A 20,174-nucleotide genomic window follows, 5' to 3' on the forward strand; every position below is an offset into this window, starting at 1 on the left:
TAAAACATGTTCACCAGCAGATGCTAGAAGAATAGATGACTCCTCTTATTTATCAGCCTAAAAAGCCGATCCAATAACCTCCTATACCGATTAAGAAAATACCGAAAATAATAAGCAGCGGATTTGTACCTTTTCGAAGCATCCATGCTACTAATAAAGTTAGCGCTAAAGGTAGCAGTCCCGGTAGAATACTATCGAGTACGTCTTGCACGGTTTTCACGACAACTTTACCAGAATCATCTTTGATCCTAGAAACAACCACTGGTATATTAATAGTGGTCCATTTCGAAACCAATGCTCCCATTACAAAGAGTCCTAAAATGGACGCACCTTCCGTCAGTTTTTGAATTCGATTCCCTACTAAATCTTTTAAAATTTCTGTTCCTTTTAAATAGCCATATTTTAATCCATAATATTTTGTACTTAATCGAATGGCATTAATTAAGATGAAAAACAGCAGTGGCCCGGCAATATTCCCGCCTAACGCAAGAGATGCGCCTAGTGCTGCGAGAACTGGCCGCAGCGTTCCCCAGAAAATAGGGTCTCCTACACCAGCAAGCGGCCCCATTAATCCAATTTTCATTCCGCTGATAGCTTTTTCATCAAAATCTTTTTTGTTTGCCATTTCTTCTTCCATTGCTGCTGTTACGCCGAATATAGGTGCAGAAATCCATGGATGTGTATTGAACCATTCTAAATGCCGCTTTAGTGCTGCATTTCGCTGTGCCCCTGGTCCGTATAAACGTTTGATTGCCGGAATCATAACATAACAGTAGCCCATTGCCTGAACACGCTCAAAGTTAAATGAACCGAGTAAAAAATTCGAACGAATGAACATGCTAAAGATATCTTTTTTCGTTAATCTTTTTTCATTTTCCATCTCTATCCCTCCCTTAAGTTCGCCGTTTAGGCATCTAAATCATCGTCATCATCATATACTTGTTCGCTCCCTGTAGCTGCGGGAACGCCCGCCGGCTGCATTTGATTTCGCTGCTGCATTACTTGCTGATAAAGAAGTGCTAAACAAAGACCCAGCGCTCCAAATCCTACCAGGTTAAACCCTGTAAATGCCGCCAATAAGAACCCGATATAGAAAAAGGGCTTTAAATGAGGAATGTTCATCATATTGATAACCATGGCATATCCTACGACCACGATAATGCCTCCTCCAATTTGCAGGCCTTTTGTAATAACTTCCGGAATATTTCCGAGGAAAGTTTGCACGGCGCTTACGCTGATTAATGTAACAATTAAAGTTGGAATCATAACGCGGAGAGCCTGAAAACCCATAGCAGTAATATGCATAATTTCAATTCCTTTAAAGTTTCCTTCTTCCGCATACTTATCAGCTCGATGAATTAAAAATACTGTGATGGTACGAACAAAAATGGTGAGTACTTGCCCTGCAGCTGCTAAAGCTATAGCTACCGCAATGCCTTCACCAATCCCCTGACCAGCTGTGATAACTAAAATAGTTGAAATAACAGAAGCAATAGCCGTATCAGGTGCCATCGCCAATCCAACATTCATCCATCCAAGAGCCATTAATTCCAGTGTTCCACCTAAAATAATGCCGGTTTTTAAATCTCCAAGCACCAAGCCTACTAACGTGCAGGCAATGAGAGGACGATGGGATTGCCCTTCGTCCAACACGCTTGCGATGCCAGTTACCGCTGCAATGACTAATAATAAAATAATTTGTATGGAAGACATAAACTCATCTCCTTATTTGATTTTTGTTTCGTTTCTCAGTAGTTGAATAAAATTTTCACTAGAATCTGAAGGTAATTGGCGCAACTCAAGCTTTACGCCTAGTTCCTGCAGCTTCTCAAAAGCATCGATATCTTTTTCGGTAACGCTTACAGATTTGGTGATTTGTTTTCGGTCATTAGCAAAACGCATGCCCCCTACGTTTACTGTCTCAATAGGTACGCCCGCTTGAACAAGAGCGACAATGTCTGCGGGGTTTTCAAACAGCAGCATGGCTGTTGTATCCTGATAACGCGGACTATGAAAGGCTTTTGTCATTTTAGAAATCGAGACAGCGCTCGCTTTTACATTCGAAGGAGCCACAGAAAGTATAAGCGTTTTTCGCATTTCATCCGCTGCCACCTCATCTGAAACAATAATAATTCGATCTGCTGCATTTGTTTTGATCCATCTTGTTAATACCTGCCCGTGAATAAAGCGATCATCAATTCTTGCTAAAACGATTTTCATAATAATCCATCCTCTCCGATTTGGTTTGCTTGCTGGATTTTCTCCAAATGTTCACTGCACACTTGAAAACTTTCTTCATTCACTTGCTTTAATCTTCCTAACATCTCTTTTAACGTAACGTGTTCTCGCATGGCTAACACTTCTAACAGCATAGGCAAGTTAACTCCGGATACCATATCCGCTGTTTTATTTTTAAGGATATAGGGAGTAGCCGCATTGTAGGGTGTACCTCCGAAAATATCGACTAAAAAAAGCACTTCATTTTCTAAAGGCATTTCCTCTAGTGCCTGCTTATATTTTTCTTCAAGGGTTTGGATACCCTCTCCTTTTAGAAAAGGTACGGCTACTACGTGATTCTCTTCACCAAATATCATTTTGGAAGACCCTTCTAATGCTGGTGCGAAATCACCATGTCCACTAATAATGACTGAAATCATGTACACTTGCTCCTCTCTTTTACGTTCTACACTTATTTATTGCAAGTATCGTGCCAACAAAGAGTGTTAAGCGCTTTCATTTATTTTTCAATACCTTTTTCTGTGTTGTTGATACAGGTTTCTTAAAATAAACAAACCTGTATCAAAACGTCATGCGTTTTAATACAGGTTTTTCTGTTATTTAAAAAGTGGGATAAAAAAAGAAACTAGTGGCATATAAATCAAACTAGTTTCTCAGAATTATAATATGATTTTTACATTTCATCCGCAAAAATGGTAGCAATAAATAATTTTTCATCTCTTGTTAAGGTAAGTTTCAGCTTTTTTTCGACGGCTTGTAATGTTTTTTCCGTTTTTTGATAAATATTTTCTAACTGATGAGTGATTTCTTCATCCTCTGGAAAAGTAAGAGGTTCATTTTTTATCATTCTTTCTAAAGCAAAGGCTGTATGGATCACAATTCGAATCATAACAGTGTTGCTTAATTCCATTTCTAACTCATCTTGTACGTGACTTAACCACTCTAACAGCATTTCACTTATGAGGTATGGATTAATAAATAGAAGGTACTTTCGCAAGTTTTCTTCGCAAAGTTCACGCACCACAATATTCGCTTCGGTTTTCTCGTCATCATAGCGTATCGTTTCTTTTGTAATTGCCTGTTGAAGTATTTGCTCTCCCTGCCCTTCAATAAGGACTTCTAATGATACATGAGGCGCATCAATCTTAGGGTTTTTGGTACCTGCTGTTGCAACAATTTCATATTCTTTTTGAATTTCTCGAATGTTTGCTGCTAATTTAATAGAAGAAACGGTTAGAATTTTAATAGGTTCTTGAGATACTTTGCGTGAAATAATCGTTAAGATTTTTTCTAATTGTTTTGCTGTACCGCTTCCTGTTGTACAAATAGAAACAAGTGCTTTCTTTTTTCCAAACACGTGCTGCTGCTTATCTATAAATTCCATAAAGTCTTTTTGCACCGAATCAAATATGGCATATAAATTTAAATCTAAATAATTTACTTTTCTAACAGTGTCTAACACCATAGACGTCGTCACATTGCTGATGGTTTTAATTTTAGTCCCTGTTTTTTGTTCCAACTTGCTTTCTAACATGGCAAGCGAGCCCATGTCCACAAGCATTAATACGCCTTCTCCTTCATCTACTGTCTTAATTCCCTGGATTAACCTATCTACAATCTCGACCGGAGATACCGTCAAAGGCACATCAATAGCTATAATAGGAGTGCTTCCTAAAAGCTCCGTAGCCACTTCTACCATAGAAGTGGCCGTGCTGTTTCCATGTGCAGCAACTACAATCCCCACTCGCTTATTTTCTTCTAACGTTCGAATGGATTGAATAACCATTGTGAGATAAATGACTTCTATTTCTGGCACGACAATGTTAAACCACTTTTCAATTCGATTTTTAAAAAGCAGGGCTACCGCATATTCTTTTGGATATGTTTCGCGAATTTCATCTATCTCCTTTGTATTTAATACGTCTACTTGTTTTTTTCGCTTTAAAAAGGAGTCCATATGCATACTTAAAAAATGAATAAATCTGCGATCAAATTTACAGTTCAATTCTTTTTCTGCTAAATGTTTTAATTCTTTAGTAAGTTGAATCACGTCATCTTCTACGAATTTCATTAAATTAGAACTCTGGCCATTTTTTTGATTAAAAAAGCTCCGAACATTCAAATGAATGTCGGTAAGAATATATTGATTGATGTCTTCTTGAGATAAACCTTCTTTTGTTAAAACATCTACTTTTTCTTCTATTAACTGATATAAATTAAATGATACGTCTTCCTCCATTTTTATTTCTCGGCTCTCCATAGCCGGAGAAATGATCGTTTTGAGGTTTACATATTCAGAAATTTTTCTGCTGCGCTCCATATTTTTACTATTTGAAATCCAATCTCGTTTAATATCGTCAGGCAAATCTCTCACTGTAAGTTCCACCATATGTTTACTATCAAGGTTATTTAAAAACCCATGTGCGCAAACGAGCTGTACATTGGACTTTAACTGCCCTACATTCCCGAATTTTTCAGTGTGTATTAAAGCATTTAATACATCAATGTGGACACTTAGCTTTTTATTAATTCGTTTAGCTTCTTGTTCTAAAAGAAACGTTGTGAGACGAATCTTTTCTTTTAGAGATCGCTCTTCTAATGACGGAATATGGATAGTCATCGGAATTCTTCTTAAGAAAGTTTGCAGTAAGGCTGAACCGGGATTTTCAGTTGTAGCACAAATAATTAATACTTTAGACGTTCGCTTATGATCTGTTTCCCCTAGGCGATTGTACGTGCCTTGATCAATGAGGTAAAAAAGCATTTCTTGGCCTTCAGGAGGAAGCCGGTGTATTTCATCCATAAAGAGAATGCCTTCATTTGCTTGTTCTACTAAACCTACTTTACTTTCAGTTGCTCCAGTGAAACTCCCTTGCTTATGACCAAATAACTGAGAAAGAAGTAATTGAGGATTATGGTAATAATCAGCGCAGTTAAAGGTAATGAACGGGGCATCTGTTTTTAGCCTCTCTGAATATAAGGCAAATTGATAGATTCGTTTTGCAAAAAGAGATTTTCCTGATCCCGTGGGGCCTAATAGCAGCATATGTAATCCGTTGGGCGGGTAAAGAACAGCAGCTTTTGCTTGAGAAATCGATTTTTTCAAACTGCCTGTAGCTCCAATCATTAATTCAAAAGGATTAGCAGGAAGAGCTTCTTCTTTTCCCTCATTAGATAGCTGCTCTAGTTTTTCTACTTCCATCTTATTCGTATCCCACTTTTGACGAAAAATGGTTTCGACAATCTCTAGCGGAACGTAGCGAACGGGGAACATTTTAATTTTGATTACTTTTTGCATCCGGACAAGTTTGTTCAGTTCAAGACTTACATTAGATCTCTCTAAATCTAACTGTTCAGCAATTTCAATCGCTGAGCTTCCTTGTTTATGTAAAAGTTCCACTTCTGTAAACCCCTGAAAATTACTCAACAGCTGATTGTATACCTTATCAATTCGTTTCATTAGAAGCACCTTCTTTATTTTCAGTTCACGATCGGGAGGTTCTCTTTCAAAGAAATGAGGCATTCCCTACTACTACAAGTTATTTCATCTATAAGTACCATCATGTCATACTAATCTATGAAAGCGTTTCAAGCCATTATATGTAAATATATTAAGTTAGTCAACCTTGCATGTCAACCGGTTTCATTCTTAAAGTTATAGTCTGTCTGAATGTTTCATTTTCTTTGAATAACTGTGAATCTGTATATACTACTTTTTCATTTTACTTAGCACTGCAGTTACAGCATATTTTTGCTTACATAATAAAACGAAAGAAAACAGCAGCAGTTGTCGCCATTCTCTTTCGTTTTTAAAAATTATTTATCTGCAGTTAATTGTCCTTGTTGTAAAACACTATTTTTCACAACAGCTGTTTTTGATCCTTTAATACTTAACAAGAAGCTAGGAGCAAACGTAGAGTGTTCCTCTGAATAGAAGCCTCTGTTTGTCATGTAACTTGTAATCACGACATTGTCTCCTTTAACTTGCGGAACTGCAAAATGTGAATACGTGAACGTTTTGTCATTAGGATCGAGGTTCATATGTAAAACAAGTCCTGTATCATTTAGCGGTTTGTATTTTCCTGTCAGCGTATTTGATACGTATCCTAGCATATATACGTCATCTTGGCCGATACCATCAATGGTCATTTTAGACCCGCGAGAATCTGTGAATAAGTACCATTTTCCATCTTTTTTGAATACATTTGCGCGTTCAATTTCATCTGTTACCGTGTTTGAGGTAATCAGTGGATCCATTACTTTTTTTAAGGTATAGTCGTTATTTAGTTCTACAATGCCTAATGCGCCGTTTGCTAAAGAGGCTTTCTTTTTATTAGAACTCTGCAGTAATTTCTCTTTTTCTGATTGGAAAAACGGATTGTTTCCACCGTAGTAAGCTCGATTGTAAAGAGAATCCTCCCCTTGATAACCATCTTCAGTTCCTGTGTTTGCTTCAAACACAAGGTATTTATGCCCTTTATCTTCTACATAGTGAGGATCTCTCAACGTATGATTATCTTCTGAACCATATGCGCCTTCGTCGATAAACTGCTGAATATTTTGATATTTTTTACCATCACCATCAAAAATGGATTTATGATCTTCAACACCTTCAATTTTTAACGTATCTGCACTTGGCTGAGATACATTTACTTGAGCTGTTGTTAAAGTTTGTTTTCCATAGTTTGCACCTGAAAAATTAGTATAGAATAAGCGTACTTTTCCGTCTGATGTTAAAGTAGCAGATCCTGACCATTCTTGTGTTTGTTTTTTCAAATGAGGGTCATTCGGTACAAATTTATCACTGTCTTTGAACACTCTTCCTGCATTTTTCCAACTGTCAATCGACTCTTCACCTATTTTTTTATAAAACACATAAATAGATGTATCATCCGCATCTTTAGGATTGCCTGCTAGCGCAAATACAACTTGGTAACCATGGTAGTTGGCTACTGTTCCGTCAGCATTTTGCAGAGGCCAGCTGTCCCATACGTCTAAGTCAATTAAATTACCCGATTTATCATACCCTTTTGCAGAGGCAATATTTTTGATTGTTGCTTTATCAAAAGCTGGAACTTTAAACTGTTCGCTTTTTTGCTGCTGAGGAATTTTCAGCATGTTATCACGTGTAATATGAGAAACTCTATAATTATTATTTGTATCTTTATGATTGCTTTCAGCTGCCCATGTTTGAGGTCCAGCACCTACTAACATAGCTGCAGCAAAAGATAATGCTGTTGTTCGCTTTGCGATTTTCTTAATGTTCATCTGTTTTCTCCCTTTTGTATCATACTTTTTCTTGTGTTACTCACAAGTGATCCATTTTCTATGTATCGAGAAGTCATATCCATCTGGTGAAATAACAGAACCGGTTCCATTACCTTTCCAAGATTACTTGCATAATATTGAAAAGTCAAATAGGTAAAATGGAGTGATCATACCCTTTTTTCTCCCTTTGTTTTTTTAATTTAGTTATAAAGTCTTAAATCTTTAACTTTTTAATTAAATCGGCAAATTCATCATCATATTTAACCTACTATTCTTTTATAAGCTTTTCTACAGCTGTTAAAGTACCCAAACTTCAAGAAAATATCGTTAATGTATTTTTTGTGAAATAGTGGAATAATTTATTATATAATAGTTTCTACTGGTAATAATAAGAGACAAAAGAATTAGGTAATCTCTTTTTATTTTGATTCTTTTATACTGTTAAATTTTATGCAGCTCTTCCCAAGGAATCGCTATCATTTCAATTAATCAATCATACATTTTTCAGGAAATCAAAAAGAGCTCTTTATAAAGAGCTCTTTTTGATTTCATTTATGCTGTCTTTAAATAGCTGTTCTTATCTAAATAAATCAAGTGCCGCAGTACGTTTGATAAGGCTGATTAGACGGAGCAGACGGTGTACAATACTCTGACTGATCCGGCGATTCATATGGGCTAGAAAGCACTTCTAGAAGATCTTCCATAACGCTGTAGTCTCCTTTTTGTGCTGCATCTAGCGCTGCTTCTACTCGGTGATTTCGAGGAATGACAGCGGGATTGTTATGTTTCATAAGCTCTTCCGACTCTGCTTTAGATTGTTTTTGTCTGCCTAGTCTTTTCTGCCATAACTCCTGCCACTGTGCAAATTCTTCGCTTTCAAACAGGTCACTCTTTCCTAGCTTATTGAAAGTTAATGCACGAAATGTATTTGTATAGTCAGCTTTATAGGTTTTCATCATGCTAAGAAGCTCTTGGAATAATGCTTCATCTTCTTTTTCTTCGTTAAAAAGCCCAAGTTTAGCCTGCATACCCGCCAGCCAGTTTTCTCGATAGAATTTTGGAAATTCCGTCACGGCGTTTTGTGCTATTTCAACTGCTTTTTCTATATCTTGATCCAACAGAGGTAATAAAGCTTCAGCAAACCTCGCAAGATTCCACCCTGTAATGCCTGGTTGATTTTGATATGCATAGCGCCCTTGTACATCAATTGAACTAAATACAGTTTCTGGATCATAGGTATCCATAAATGCACATGGCCCATAATCAATTGTTTCTCCGCTAATTGTCATATTATCCGTATTCATGACGCCATGAATAAAACCAATAAGCTGCCATTTAGCAACTAGGGTAGCGTGACGCTTAATCACTTCTTGAAGCAATGATAAATATTTTTTTTCATTCTTTTCTATGTGGGAAAAGTGACGTTCTAATGCATAGTCAGCTAAAGCTTGAAGGTTTTCGACTGTTCCCCATTTTGCAGCAAATTGAAATGTGCCAAAACGAAGGTGACTGGAAGCTACACGCGTCAAAATCGCCCCCGGCAGTTCTTTTTCGCGAACAATGGATTCGCCTGTTGTTACGACTGCCAGGCTCCGAGTAGTCGGAATACCAAGGGCCTGCATCGCCTCACTAATCATATACTCACGCAGCATAGGTCCCAGAGCTGCACGACCGTCTCCACCCCGGGAATACGGAGTTCGGCCTGAGCCTTTAAGCTGAAGATCCACTCGTTCACCCGAAGGCGTAACTTGCTCCCCTATCAGCATAGCCCGTCCGTCTCCTAGCATGTTAAAGTGGCCAAATTGATGTCCTGCATAAGCCTGTGCAAGTGGGAAAGCACCTTTTGGAACACTGTTTCCAGCCAAAATGCTAACTCCTTCTTGGCTTTGCAGCTGTTCTTTTTGTAACCCTAGAGATGCGGCTAAAGAGTCGTTAAATTTGACTATTTTAGGTGAACTCACTGGATTAGGATCAAGAGGCGTAAAAAAAATGTTTGGTAACTCCGCATAGCTATTACGTAAATTCCATCCTGTTTCTTTTTGATTAGTCATCGTATCTCCTTTTCTTCTTGTGTCTTAAAACATAACTCTTTTCTTTACTGATCGTGGTTTTATAAGTGCAGCAGCCCTGCTCTATCCTGCTTTCTTTTGGGCATCTTAGAGCAGGACAGTTTCTCTTTCATTCATTATCTCTTTTACTATTATATCGTATTTGCTCGTACTTTTAATCTAAAGTGCCTTATCCATTTATATACCGCCACTTTGTTGACGAGCTATTAAATGCTCAAAAAAGAAGAAGTATTAATATACTTCTTCCTCTGTATTTTACCCCCAAATATCTTTTAAATTCCAATACGTTAACTCTTTTACGATTACGTCTCCTCCTTCAGTAAATAACTCAATTCCAAGCCTGGTTTCTTTTGGATAAATGCGGCTTGTCATGGTAGCTTGTCCTTCGTTTGCAAATACTTCGATGGAAGAACGATCCACAAATATTCGTAAAGCTAGTGTCTCACCTGCTTGCAACGCTACTTTCCTCACTCCATCTTCTTTTCCCGAGTGAGTACAGTCAAGCACTAGCTTTTGCTCATTAAGGTTATAACACATAAGCGTTCCTTCATTGTTTATTCCACAAATTTTTATTCCTACTGATGAAGCTTGGCAGTCCGCTAAATCAAATACAGCTTGTATCTCTAGCAAATCTTCATTTACTTCTACTACATAGCTTTCAGAAAGAGCTTTATTGGTTAGCATATTATATTGAGTTTTCCGAAGTAATGTCAGCTCTTGGACGGGGTTCATTAACACTTTATCCTCTCTTAAAGTTAGTTCTCTCGGAAGCGTTAGCGCACCGCACCATCCATCCTCTTTCGTTGGCATATTAGCTTCCCACATGTCCATCCACCCGATTGCAATTCGTCTTCCTTTATCATCTAAAAGCGTTTGAACAGCATAAAAATCGTGGCCGTGATCTAATTCAGTAAATGACCCATGATGAAAGGTATTGGTTTCATAACTATATTCTCCAACTAAATATCCCGTTTGGAAAAGGTTGTGATAGGAATCACCTTTTGCTTCTATCCCTTGAGGAGAAATCATTAACACATGCTTTCCGTCTAACTCAAAGAAGTCCGGACACTCCCACATATATCCTAGATCTCCATCGCTTTTAGCAAGGACGCCAACATATTCCCATTTTCGTAAATTTGAAGACCGGTATAAAATAACGCGTCCCTCTTGTTTCTTTGTTGAGTTTCCTAGAATCATATACCAGAAATCCTCGTGCTTCCATACTTTAGGGTCTCGAAAATGATGAGAACTATCTGCCGGCGGCTCCGCAATAACTGGGTTGACCTCTACTTTTTCAAAGGTAATGCCGTCTTTACTAACAGCTATATTTTGGTTTTGAAAAAAAGTATCCAGCTCTTTGTCTATATAATTATGTCCTGTATAAATTAGCGTAAGCTCTCCTTGGTTATCCACGGCACTTCCAGAAAAACATCCATCTTTATCAAATGTATCTCCAGGAGCTAAAGCAATCGGTAAATGCTGCCAATGAACAAGATCTTTGCTTTTGACATGTCCCCAATGCATCGGTCCCCAATTCTCGTCATAAGGATGATGTTGATAAAAAACATGATATTCTCCTTTATACTGAACCAACCCATTCGGATCATTAATCCAGTTCGCTGGCGCCATAATATGATACCCTAACCGATATTGATGATTTACCTTTTTCTCTGCTTCATTTAATGAACGTTGAGCTTGCTCGATTTTATTTATCGTTAACATCATCATATCCCCCTATATAATCTGCGTGTTTTCTTGTACATCTTTTCTTATAAACTTATGTTTTTTAGAGTTTAGTAGTGTAAACATGGAAATAACGTTAAATACCAAAACCATACCTCCCATAATTAAATAGGTACGGGAAAAGCCTACGCTATCATATAATCCTCCCGCTATGGGTGAAAGAACTGAAGCACCTATTTGTGAAGCGAATTGGAATCCAACCAAATAAAGGATAGAAGATAGGCGCGTGTCAAAGTTAGCTGCCAAATATTTAAAGATGGCAATGAGCATAATAGGAAGTTCTAATGCATGAATAAGCTTCATCGAAGATATTCCAATTGGACCAACCACAAGTCCTGACCCAATAATACGAAATCCCATTAGAAACCCTGCTAAAATCAAACTATTTTTTGCACCGATCTTATTTACAATAAACGGTGCTGCGAACATCATTCCGGCTTCTAAAAATACTTGAAACGAATTTAAGTAGCCAAATACTTGATTACCTATCGATTCAGTAGGAAACAAAGATGCGTAATAGATAGGAAATTGCTGATCGTATACCCCATACACGCACGTAACGCCAACAACATAAATCATAAAAAACCAAAATTCCTTCAATAAGAATAAATTACCTACATCTCTCAGCGTGACAGATTCAGCTTTTTCCATTTCATAGCTGCTCATTTCTACCTTCACAGAAAAAATAATAGCCACTAGGATAACCGCTGAAACGGATGCCACCCAAAAATTAATATGAGGATTAATGTTAAATAGTTGTCCTGCAAAGAATGTAGCTGCAGCCCAGCCTAATGACCCCCACATTCTAGATTTCCCGTACTCAAATTTATATTTTCGGCTGACTTTCTCTATGTATGTTTCAATCGCTCCGATGCCCGCCAAAAACGCTACTCCTAAATATAAGCCTCCAATAATAGCTCCTATCAACACATTGTATTGAAGTAAGGGCCCATAAACAAAAATATAAAATGGTCCTACAAACACTAAAAGACAGCTAATAAAAAATAAAATGTGTTTCTTTAAACCTATCCTGTCAGATATATATCCGTACAAAGGCTGCATACACAATGCAAAGATAGCGTTTACAGAAAAGATTAAGCCTGTAGCTGATCCGTTCAACTTAATCTCTTGCCCTAACCAGATAGAAAATAAAGAGTAGCTCGACGACCACGTAAAAAAGAAGAAGAAAAAATATGCACTCAGCTTCCAATATAAACTTTTTGAACTTTTCATTTTAGTTACCCCTTTAGCTTAAGATATAAAATCTTTTATCTAACAAAATGAAAGCACTTTCAACTTGATTTTATGTCAACCGGTTTCATATGTCAACCGGTTTCACATTTTATATTGCAAAAAGCTTGTATTAGGCGTAAAAGTGGGCTTTGTGGTATGTTTAAGTTGTTCAATAAACCGTTTACAATCCTTACATAGATTTTTATGTATCAAAATAAAACGTAGCGACTGGAAAGCTGCTTGCTTGATTGCATTTATTTTAAGGCTTTTCCACAGCAGATATATACTATAAAAGCAAGGTTTTGGAGAAATTAGGAGGAAACTAGATGAAAGCCAAAATTAGTGATGTAGCAAAAATTGCAGGTGTTTCACCGACTACAGTTTCTCGTGTATTAAATAACCGTGGTTACATAAGCAAAGAAACGCGAGAAAATGTCTATAAAGCAATGAAAGAAATTAATTATTTCCCAAATGATATTGCGCGTTCATTATTTAATAAGCGAACAAATTTAATCGGGATGATTGTCCCGCAAACGAGCAACCCTTTTTTCGGAGAGTTAGCCTTTCATATTGAAAGTATATGTGCTTCCCTTAACTACAAAGTACTTCTTTGTAACAGTCTGAATCGCATTGATAAAGAAAAAAAATATGTAGAAATGCTTATCAGAAATCAGGTAGACGGTGTTATTGCCGTTACTTATAATAGAGGTATTTTTGATTCCGAAAGTCAAAGCCTTCCTGTAGTAGCAGTCGATCATTATTTATCAAAAGATATTCCTACCGTATCTTCTGATAACTATTCTGGAGGAGAACAAGCCACGGAATTGCTTATTTCAAAAGATTGTAAGCATATTATTCATATTAACGGTCCCCTTAAACTTGAAACTCCAGCTAACTTAAGAAGGAAAGCATATGAAAACGTGATGAAACAGTACGGAAAACAGCCTATCACGTATGAGATTTCAAATACCTTTGACCGCAACATTCAGCGAGAAACTATTTCTAAGGTTTTTGAAGAACATCCGGAAGTAGACGGTATTTTTGCAAGCGATGACTTACTTGCAGCTTTAGTAGTTGCTGAAGCACAAAAAAGAGGAAAATGCATCCCAAAAGATTTAAAAATCGTGGGCTATGATGGAACAGAAGCCAGTCAGACTTTGTTACCTGGCCTAACTACAATTCAACAGCCAATCGAATCGATTGCTCAAACAGCCATTGATATTTTACTAAAAGAAATTGAAGGAGAATTTAGTAATGTCCCCCGTGAAATCTGTCTTCCTGTTAAGCTTCTAGAAGGGCAAACGACGTAAAAATATGTTTTTTATAAAATAAATATCAGTTTGTTGCATATTCTTCTTCCTTTATTCACACCTTAACGTTACAGAAAGGAGTTGAATACAATGGCAAACAATAAAAGCAGCAATAATAATGAATTATTAGTATACGGAGCTGAACAAGCAATCGATCAAATGAAATATGAAATCGCTAGCGAGTTCGGAGTAAATTTAGGAGCTGACACTACTGCACGTGCAAACGGATCAGTAGGCGGCGAAATCACAAAACGTCTTGTACAATTAGCTGAGCAACAACTTGGCGGCGGACGTTTCTAAGACAATTTCATACACACCATGACTTAAGGAAGAATGGATATCCATTCTTCCTTTTCATATATTTAATTTCCATCTTTATATAAAAATTATTATTGCTCATCTTCTTTACTGACTGATTTTGTTTTTCCTTTCTTTAGTACAGCACTGATTCCTAAACAACAGACAGCTGCTATCCATCCGGAGATGAGAAAATAAACAGAAGTATTTGCAAAGAGTGTACCTATTAAAATAAACAGGCCTCCGAGAATAATAAAAAAGACGTGACCTTCACCAATTTTTTTCACCTTCATCACCTCTCCCCTACCTGCGTATACAAACTAATGTTCAGATACAAAAGAAACTTCTTGATAAACAAGAAGTTTTCTTACGTCCGTTTCTTTTTCAATAAAAAATAAAGGTGTTTTCTTTTTATTTATTCAACAAAACCACTCAATATTCTTCTCAATTACGTGCTATTCAATAATTTCTTCTGTTTTATACTCTTTCATAAATACATCAATAACATCTCCCGCTTCCTCGTTCTCCTCCTGCATTTGAACGAGTATTTCGTTTTGTGCATTTAATGACATTTTTTCTTATGTCTTTTATTTAAGCAAAACAAAAAAACGGCTTTTATCAGCCGTTTTTTTGTTTTGCTTTTCGATTATGAAAAAGCATATTTATTTCTTTATTTGACCGTTCTCTGTATCAGGTATCATACGTTTATTGATTCCGAATGCGTAAAAACTAATGACAACGAGAGCGAGGAAAATAACCCCTACAATAAGTGAAATACGCGTTTCATCATTAAACCACATGCCTACAAGCACCATTAGTAGAAAAGCAATGGTTACATAGTTCGTTACAGGCGCAAAAGGCATTTTGAAAGGATGACTATCCATTTCAGCACCTTTAGCTTTACGGAAACGAATTTGGCTGATAAGAATAATGAACCAAGGAATCATACCAGGAAGCACGCTAGCACTGTATACATAAACAAATACATTAGGTGGAGCGATGTAGTTTAAAATAACACCAATTACTAATCCAATCATAACAGCGAGCGTACTGTAAATTGGAACGCCGTTGCGAGAAATTTTTGTAAAGAATTTAGGTGCTTGACCGTTTACACCGAGCGTATAAAGCATGCGTCCTGCACTAAAGATTCCGCTATTACAGCCTGACATCGCTGCCGTAATGACTACAAAGTTAATGATACCTGCAGCTGCCGTAACACCAACTTTAGCAAATGTAGATACAAATGGACTTCCTAAAGAATCTAACTCATTCCAAGGATATACCGTCACGATGACGAAAATAGCGCCAATATAAAAAATTAAAATGCGCCAGATGATGCTTTGAATTGCGTTTCTTAACGTTTTTTTAGGATCCTTTGCTTCACCAGCTGTAATCCCAATTAGCTCGACTCCTTGATAAGCTGCAATAACAAGAGATAGCGCGAAGAAAAAGCCTGACCATCCGCCTGCAAAGAAGCCTCCGTGTGCCCAAAGATTTGATAACCCGATTGCGTCTCCATCATTTCCAAATCCAAAGAAAATTAATCCAAGTCCTGCGATAATCATTAAAATAATCGTTACAATTTTAATCATCGCAAACCAAAATTCAAACTCTCCAAATGATTTCACTGAAACTAAGTTTGCTGTGCCTAAAATCAACATGGCGATAATACCAGGCACCCAAGCTGGTAAATGAGGGAACCAGTAATGCATATATGCTCCTACCGCTATAATTTCGGACATCCCTACGATTACAAATTGAAACCAGTTACTCCAAGCAGCCATATAACCTGCTAATGGATGAATATATTTGTGGCCAAATGTAGCGAATGAACCTGTGCTTGGTTCCATGTACAGCATTTCGCCCATAGCACGCATAATAAAGAAAATAAACATTCCGCAAATTGCGTAAGCAAGCAATACCGATGGACCTGTCCATTGAATCGTGCTTGCTGATCCCATAAATAATCCAACGCCAATTGTTCCACCAAGCGCGATCATTTGAATGTGACGAGATTCTAAGCCTCTTTTTAACTCTTTGTCTGCCATTCCATTTCCTCCTCCTAAACTTGTTATAGCTCTGTTAGGAAAGATACTCTCTGTTTCTGATGGAACAGCTGTCGTTTTTAAATCATTCCATTTTTACCTAGTACCTTTACAACTAAACTATTTTTTCTATTTTTAGCTATTCGACTGTATAATTACTTATTTTATAATAATAAATTTTCCTCAGAAATACAATTGTTTTTTTCAGAAAAACACTTAAGTAAACCATTTACCTCTGTCAAATCAGTCATCTTCGTAAAATAGTTTTTTATTTCAGTATAATTAAAATTTTATGAATATTAAAATAAATATAGTCTCAGCTTGGATGCTGGAACACTCTCTTTCTCAAGGTTAACGAAATGAAACCATTACTTAATCGAATAAATTCCTTTTTTCTACTTTTACGTTTTTTCTTTCTTTTCTTAGGGAAAGTATCCATAGAAAATAGAGATGAGGAGGGATTTTTCATGTGGCAAGCTGCGATGTGGGGCGGAATTTCAGGATCAGCTGTCCTTCTTGGTGCTTTGGCAGCAGTTTTTTTGCCTATCGGCAAAAAGATAATTGGTTATATTATGGCTTTTGGGACGGGTGTATTAATTGGAGCATCTACCTATGAGCTGCTTGGAGACTCGGTTCATAGCGGCGGGTTAAAAGCTACTTCTCTTGGGTTCCTTGCGGGGGCTGTCGTTTTTACTTTTTTAGACTATCTAATTTCACGTCAAGGAGCGAATAAAAGAAAGAGGTCTACCAAACAAATGGCCGCGAATAGTTCTGGAATTGCTATATTTATAGGAACCGTCATGGATGCAATCCCAGAGTCCATTATGATTGGAGCTAGCTTAATTGAAAATGCAACCGTTAGCTGGCTTCTTGTTATCGCTATTTTTATAAGTAATATTCCTGAAGGACTGTCCAGTACGACCGGTCTAGTAAAAAGCGGATTCTCTAAGAGGAAAATTTTTTTACTATGGGCAGCTGTTTTGTTCATTTCAGCTTTTAGTTCATGGACAGGCTTTGTTTTTTTAGATCATGCATCTGAGACACTTATGGCTGCTTTTGCTGCTTTTGCCGGCGGTGGTATTATTGCTATGGTAGGTTCTACAATGATGCCAGAGGCCTATGAAGAAGGAGGTTCTATTACAGGATTGATTGCTGCACTTGGATTACTTGCTTCATTGATACTGGATCATTTTTCTTAATCGTCTTCATACTACTTTTATCGTTTCCAAGTAGAAAACAGAAAGCCTTCTACTTGGAGATATTTATCTCAAGCACATTATGATGAATGTGTCTTCTTAATAAATAAAATCGTAGTTCTCTCTTATTTCCTGAGTAAAAGCTTTCCAATCCGTAGCTTCAAATTCTGCATTCCGTGCTTTTAACTCTTTTTCCATTCCTTGAATCTCTTGAACAGCTTCTATTGTTCTTTCACTTCCTGGCCCTACTCTCCAAATTAATTCTTTGTATTCTTTAATCTTATCCATTAGATAAACTGTCTCTAATTCTTTATATTTAGACATATTAGCTGACTCCTTTTACTTCATTCTTTCTTCTAAGATATCATATTTCTCCTTTATGGATAAGCCTCTCCTCTGACGTTTCTTTAACCTCAAAGATAGGAAATACAACAATAAAAAAGCAAGCGCAAGTGCTTGCTTTCACTATTATTAAGGCAGTGGTTCAACCGCTACGTTCCCTACCGTTACAGCTTCTGTATATGCGTTCGTACTGCTTTGGCGTAAACGGAGATTAGCACTCCCCGCTGCACTTGGATTTAGTTGGACATTTACAACCTTTTCTCCATTTCCAGCTGCGTCCGTTGTAATTGAAAAATTGCTGCTGTATCCATAGGATGACGGCCAGCTTCCATCTGCGTTTTGGACTTTAGCAATTTGAGTTCCCGATCCGTTATATACACCTAGATTAAACGTGCTGTACGCAGTGTTAGCTGAAAGCCCGCTTACCTTTACGCGTATTTGGAATACGCCGCTCGTTGGTAAAATGGCTTGATGTTCAAATGTGTAAGCACTAGCAGTTGGTGGTTGCGTAGTTCCACCTTTATAACCATATGAACCAGATGCAAAAGTTGACGTATCGTACCATTTATACCCTGCTGTAGGTGCTGACCATGGTTCTGGCTGAGGCTCAGTGGACTGACTTGGCGTTTCAGACGAAAGTAATGCTGTAGCTTGATCCAATTGAAGTCCTGATACTTGATTCAAAGAAGTATAGCTTTCTTGCTTCGCTAACCAATTGACCATATTTACAAGCAGTGTAGAATCGTCTTGTTCTTTAAATCCGTCATATGTGGTTTTAGAAGATCCTGTATCTTCTCGTTTATATTTTGGTGTAGCATCTTCAACCGGTGAAGAATCTCCTATAAAAGCAGCTTTACCTGCCCCTACTTTTGAAACAGCAGCAAAAGGACCTTCTGCTCTTCCCCCTCCGTTATACACTCCTTGATCTACAGCATTTGACCATTTTGCCGTTGTCTTAGGAAGATACACAATTCCTTTTGCTTTGTTTGGGTCCGTAATAGCAACCGTAGAACCTGCATGCATAGCAACGGTGGAAACACCTAGCGTAATACCGAATGCTTGAGAAGGAGATACAATATCATTGGCTGTCACATCACCAATGGCATTATAGCGAAAGCGAACACCAAAGTTACTTGCTAACCAGTCAGAACTTGTTACGTTTTGCATTGCCTCAGAGTTTGCTTCTTCCATTGTCATGCCTTTTGCTGGGTTTGTCCATGCTCCACGACGGTAACCGTTAAAAACTTCTGAAGAATCCCAGCGGTTTTTGTTTCGGTCTGCATTGTAATGATCAGCAATAAAGAAGACGCTTCCCCCGTTCTGAACATATTGTAAAAGGGCAGCTTGTTCAGAAGATTTATACGGAATATTTGCTTCTGGCACAACAAACACACTATAGCCGCTAAGGTCACTGTATGTAATCGGCGTAGATTTCCGCAGCTCTTTTACATCAAACCCGCTGCCAGCCAGCCCTTTCCCAAAATCAGAAAAACCTCCGTCAATAACCCAATCTGCTGTACCCGCCGTTTGACCATGGGTATTATCAAACAAGATTTTTTTACCATTGTTTTCATTTACAACAGAAGCTTTAATTTCTGGTGCAGGGTCAGCAGCGCTTTCTGCTGATGCTGGATGAGTAGTAAAAGGCAGTGAGATAGATAAAGCTGTACACATTGTCAAAACGGCATAACCTACGCGATTATATTTTTTCCGCATATAAAATGCTCCCCTCAAATTTTTGCAACGCTTGTCTTTTCAAGAGGATTATAGCAGGTTCATTTATGATTTTTTTAAATTTATTGTAAATAATATATATTTTTTCAAAAAAGGTTCTTTATACCTTATATTTGTCGAGACATTCCCTTTTAAATATGCCCATGATTATATGTAAAATTTGTTAACGATAACGACTTGAATATTCGAGAATACTGCGCAGCATTTGACGTGTACTCTTTGATTCGTTTGCGCGTTCTTTATATTCAAGAGGACGACTAGGCGTTGACTTATTTTCTACTTTATACTGAGAATTTTTGTGTTCTGACACGTTTTTTCACTTCCCTATCTCTATTTTATCCAGAGCAGCTCAAAGCTGCTCTATTGTCTGTCACTCTTTTATTTGTTATGACGACTTGCTTTTGCTTTTTGAAGCTCATCTGTATGAATATCGTTTGATAAAATATTTTTATTCACATTATCAACAGGAGCTGCTGCACTGCTGCTGACTCCTTGGTTTATGCTCTTATTTTGTTTACTCATTTCATCCACCTCCATGTGTAACGTCTATATTTTATGGAGTTATAAAAAGAAAATAAGAGGTAGTATTAGGAAAATGACTTTCTTTTCTTTTTGCTTGCATCCTCATATTGAATAAAAATAAAATCTCCATATTTAACAGAATGCACCAGAAATAAATGTTCATACTAAGAGTAGAAA

General features: G+C 37.3%; 18 protein-coding genes. 3 read left to right on the forward strand and 15 right to left on the reverse strand.

Annotated features, from left to right (window positions below; genetic code table 11):
- Positions 1-52: 52 nt before the first annotated feature.
- From ACH6EI_RS16615 to ACH6EI_RS16655, 9 genes are all read right to left on the reverse strand, one after another.
- Positions 53-880, reverse strand: a complete 828-nt coding sequence (locus tag ACH6EI_RS16615) for a mannose/fructose/sorbose PTS transporter subunit IID (protein WP_013056298.1) — start codon at positions 878-880, stop codon at positions 53-55.
- A 26-nt stretch (positions 881-906) separates the two neighbouring features.
- Positions 907-1,713 carry a PTS mannose/fructose/sorbose transporter subunit IIC gene (locus ACH6EI_RS16620; protein ID WP_013056297.1) on the reverse strand — a complete coding sequence of 269 codons (807 nt, stop codon included), beginning with the start codon at positions 1,711-1,713 and terminating at the stop codon, positions 907-909.
- A 12-nt stretch (positions 1,714-1,725) separates the two neighbouring features.
- On the reverse strand, positions 1,726-2,220 hold the full coding sequence (locus tag ACH6EI_RS16625; RefSeq protein ID WP_013056296.1) for a PTS sugar transporter subunit IIB: 495 nt from the start codon (positions 2,218-2,220) through the stop codon (positions 1,726-1,728).
- Positions 2,217-2,657 (reverse strand): mannose/fructose/sorbose PTS transporter subunit IIA, encoded by a 441-nt coding sequence (locus tag ACH6EI_RS16630; protein WP_014460796.1) that lies wholly within the window; start codon positions 2,655-2,657, stop codon positions 2,217-2,219. The genes ACH6EI_RS16625 and ACH6EI_RS16630 overlap by 4 nt, the downstream gene beginning before the upstream one ends.
- A 254-nt stretch (positions 2,658-2,911) precedes the next feature.
- On the reverse strand, positions 2,912-5,698 hold the full coding sequence (locus ACH6EI_RS16635) for a sigma-54-dependent transcriptional regulator (protein ID WP_108674537.1): 2,787 nt from the start codon (positions 5,696-5,698) through the stop codon (positions 2,912-2,914).
- Positions 5,699-6,054: 356 nt separating this feature from the next.
- Positions 6,055-7,506, reverse strand: coding sequence for a glycoside hydrolase family 68 protein (locus tag ACH6EI_RS16640; RefSeq protein ID WP_099330786.1), 1,452 nt, complete (start codon positions 7,504-7,506; stop codon positions 6,055-6,057).
- A 590-nt stretch (positions 7,507-8,096) separates the two neighbouring features.
- Positions 8,097-9,557 (reverse strand): protein adenylyltransferase SelO, encoded by a 1,461-nt coding sequence (locus tag ACH6EI_RS16645; RefSeq protein ID WP_099000032.1) that lies wholly within the window; start codon positions 9,555-9,557, stop codon positions 8,097-8,099.
- A gap of 273 nt (positions 9,558-9,830) precedes the next feature.
- Positions 9,831-11,288, reverse strand: coding sequence for a glycoside hydrolase family 32 protein (locus ACH6EI_RS16650; protein WP_205161311.1), 1,458 nt, complete (start codon positions 11,286-11,288; stop codon positions 9,831-9,833).
- A 21-nt stretch (positions 11,289-11,309) separates the two neighbouring features.
- Positions 11,310-12,551, reverse strand: a complete 1,242-nt coding sequence (locus ACH6EI_RS16655) for an MFS transporter (protein ID WP_028413935.1) — start codon at positions 12,549-12,551, stop codon at positions 11,310-11,312.
- A gap of 326 nt (positions 12,552-12,877) precedes the next feature.
- Between ACH6EI_RS16655 and ACH6EI_RS16660 the strand changes: the two genes are divergently transcribed.
- Entirely contained in the window at positions 12,878-13,861 is a 984-nt protein-coding gene (locus ACH6EI_RS16660; protein WP_028413936.1) for a LacI family DNA-binding transcriptional regulator, read from the forward strand.
- 90 nt (positions 13,862-13,951) lie between these two features.
- Entirely contained in the window at positions 13,952-14,161 is a 210-nt protein-coding gene (locus tag ACH6EI_RS16665; RefSeq protein ID WP_013058452.1) for an alpha/beta-type small acid-soluble spore protein, read from the forward strand.
- Between the two features lie 89 nt (positions 14,162-14,250).
- On the opposite strand, the gene ACH6EI_RS16670 is transcribed toward ACH6EI_RS16665, so the two are convergent.
- Both ACH6EI_RS16670 and ACH6EI_RS16675 read right to left on the reverse strand, forming a co-directional pair.
- On the reverse strand, positions 14,251-14,451 hold the full coding sequence (locus ACH6EI_RS16670) for a hypothetical protein (protein WP_028413937.1): 201 nt from the start codon (positions 14,449-14,451) through the stop codon (positions 14,251-14,253).
- Positions 14,452-14,820: 369 nt separating this feature from the next.
- Positions 14,821-16,206: an amino acid permease gene (locus ACH6EI_RS16675; RefSeq protein ID WP_028413938.1), complete on the reverse strand. Its 1,386-nt coding sequence runs from the start codon at positions 16,204-16,206 to the stop codon at positions 14,821-14,823.
- A 464-nt stretch (positions 16,207-16,670) separates the two neighbouring features.
- On the opposite strand from ACH6EI_RS16675, the gene ACH6EI_RS16680 reads away from it, so the two are divergent.
- The gene (locus ACH6EI_RS16680) at positions 16,671-17,402 is read left to right on the forward strand and encodes a ZIP family metal transporter (protein ID WP_028413939.1); all 732 of its coding nucleotides are present in this window, start codon (positions 16,671-16,673) and stop codon (positions 17,400-17,402) included.
- A gap of 96 nt (positions 17,403-17,498) precedes the next feature.
- On the opposite strand, the gene ACH6EI_RS16685 is transcribed toward ACH6EI_RS16680, so the two are convergent.
- The 4 genes from ACH6EI_RS16685 to ACH6EI_RS16700 form a co-directional block, all read right to left on the reverse strand.
- Entirely contained in the window at positions 17,499-17,723 is a 225-nt protein-coding gene (locus ACH6EI_RS16685) for a transcriptional regulator (protein WP_099000036.1), read from the reverse strand.
- Positions 17,724-17,870: 147 nt separating this feature from the next.
- Complete coding sequence (locus ACH6EI_RS16690; protein WP_099000038.1) at positions 17,871-19,457, reverse strand: type 1 glutamine amidotransferase family protein; 1,587 nt, start codon at positions 19,455-19,457, stop codon at positions 17,871-17,873.
- A gap of 181 nt (positions 19,458-19,638) precedes the next feature.
- On the reverse strand, positions 19,639-19,785 hold the full coding sequence (locus tag ACH6EI_RS16695) for a hypothetical protein (RefSeq protein WP_157774321.1): 147 nt from the start codon (positions 19,783-19,785) through the stop codon (positions 19,639-19,641).
- A gap of 68 nt (positions 19,786-19,853) precedes the next feature.
- On the reverse strand, positions 19,854-19,997 hold the full coding sequence (locus ACH6EI_RS16700; RefSeq protein ID WP_167387312.1) for a hypothetical protein: 144 nt from the start codon (positions 19,995-19,997) through the stop codon (positions 19,854-19,856).
- Positions 19,998-20,174 lie beyond the last annotated feature (177 nt).

The organism is Priestia sp. JSM ZJ58 (genome assembly GCF_044383985.1).
GTDB lineage: Bacteria > Bacillota > Bacilli > Bacillales > Bacillaceae_H > Priestia > Priestia zanthoxyli.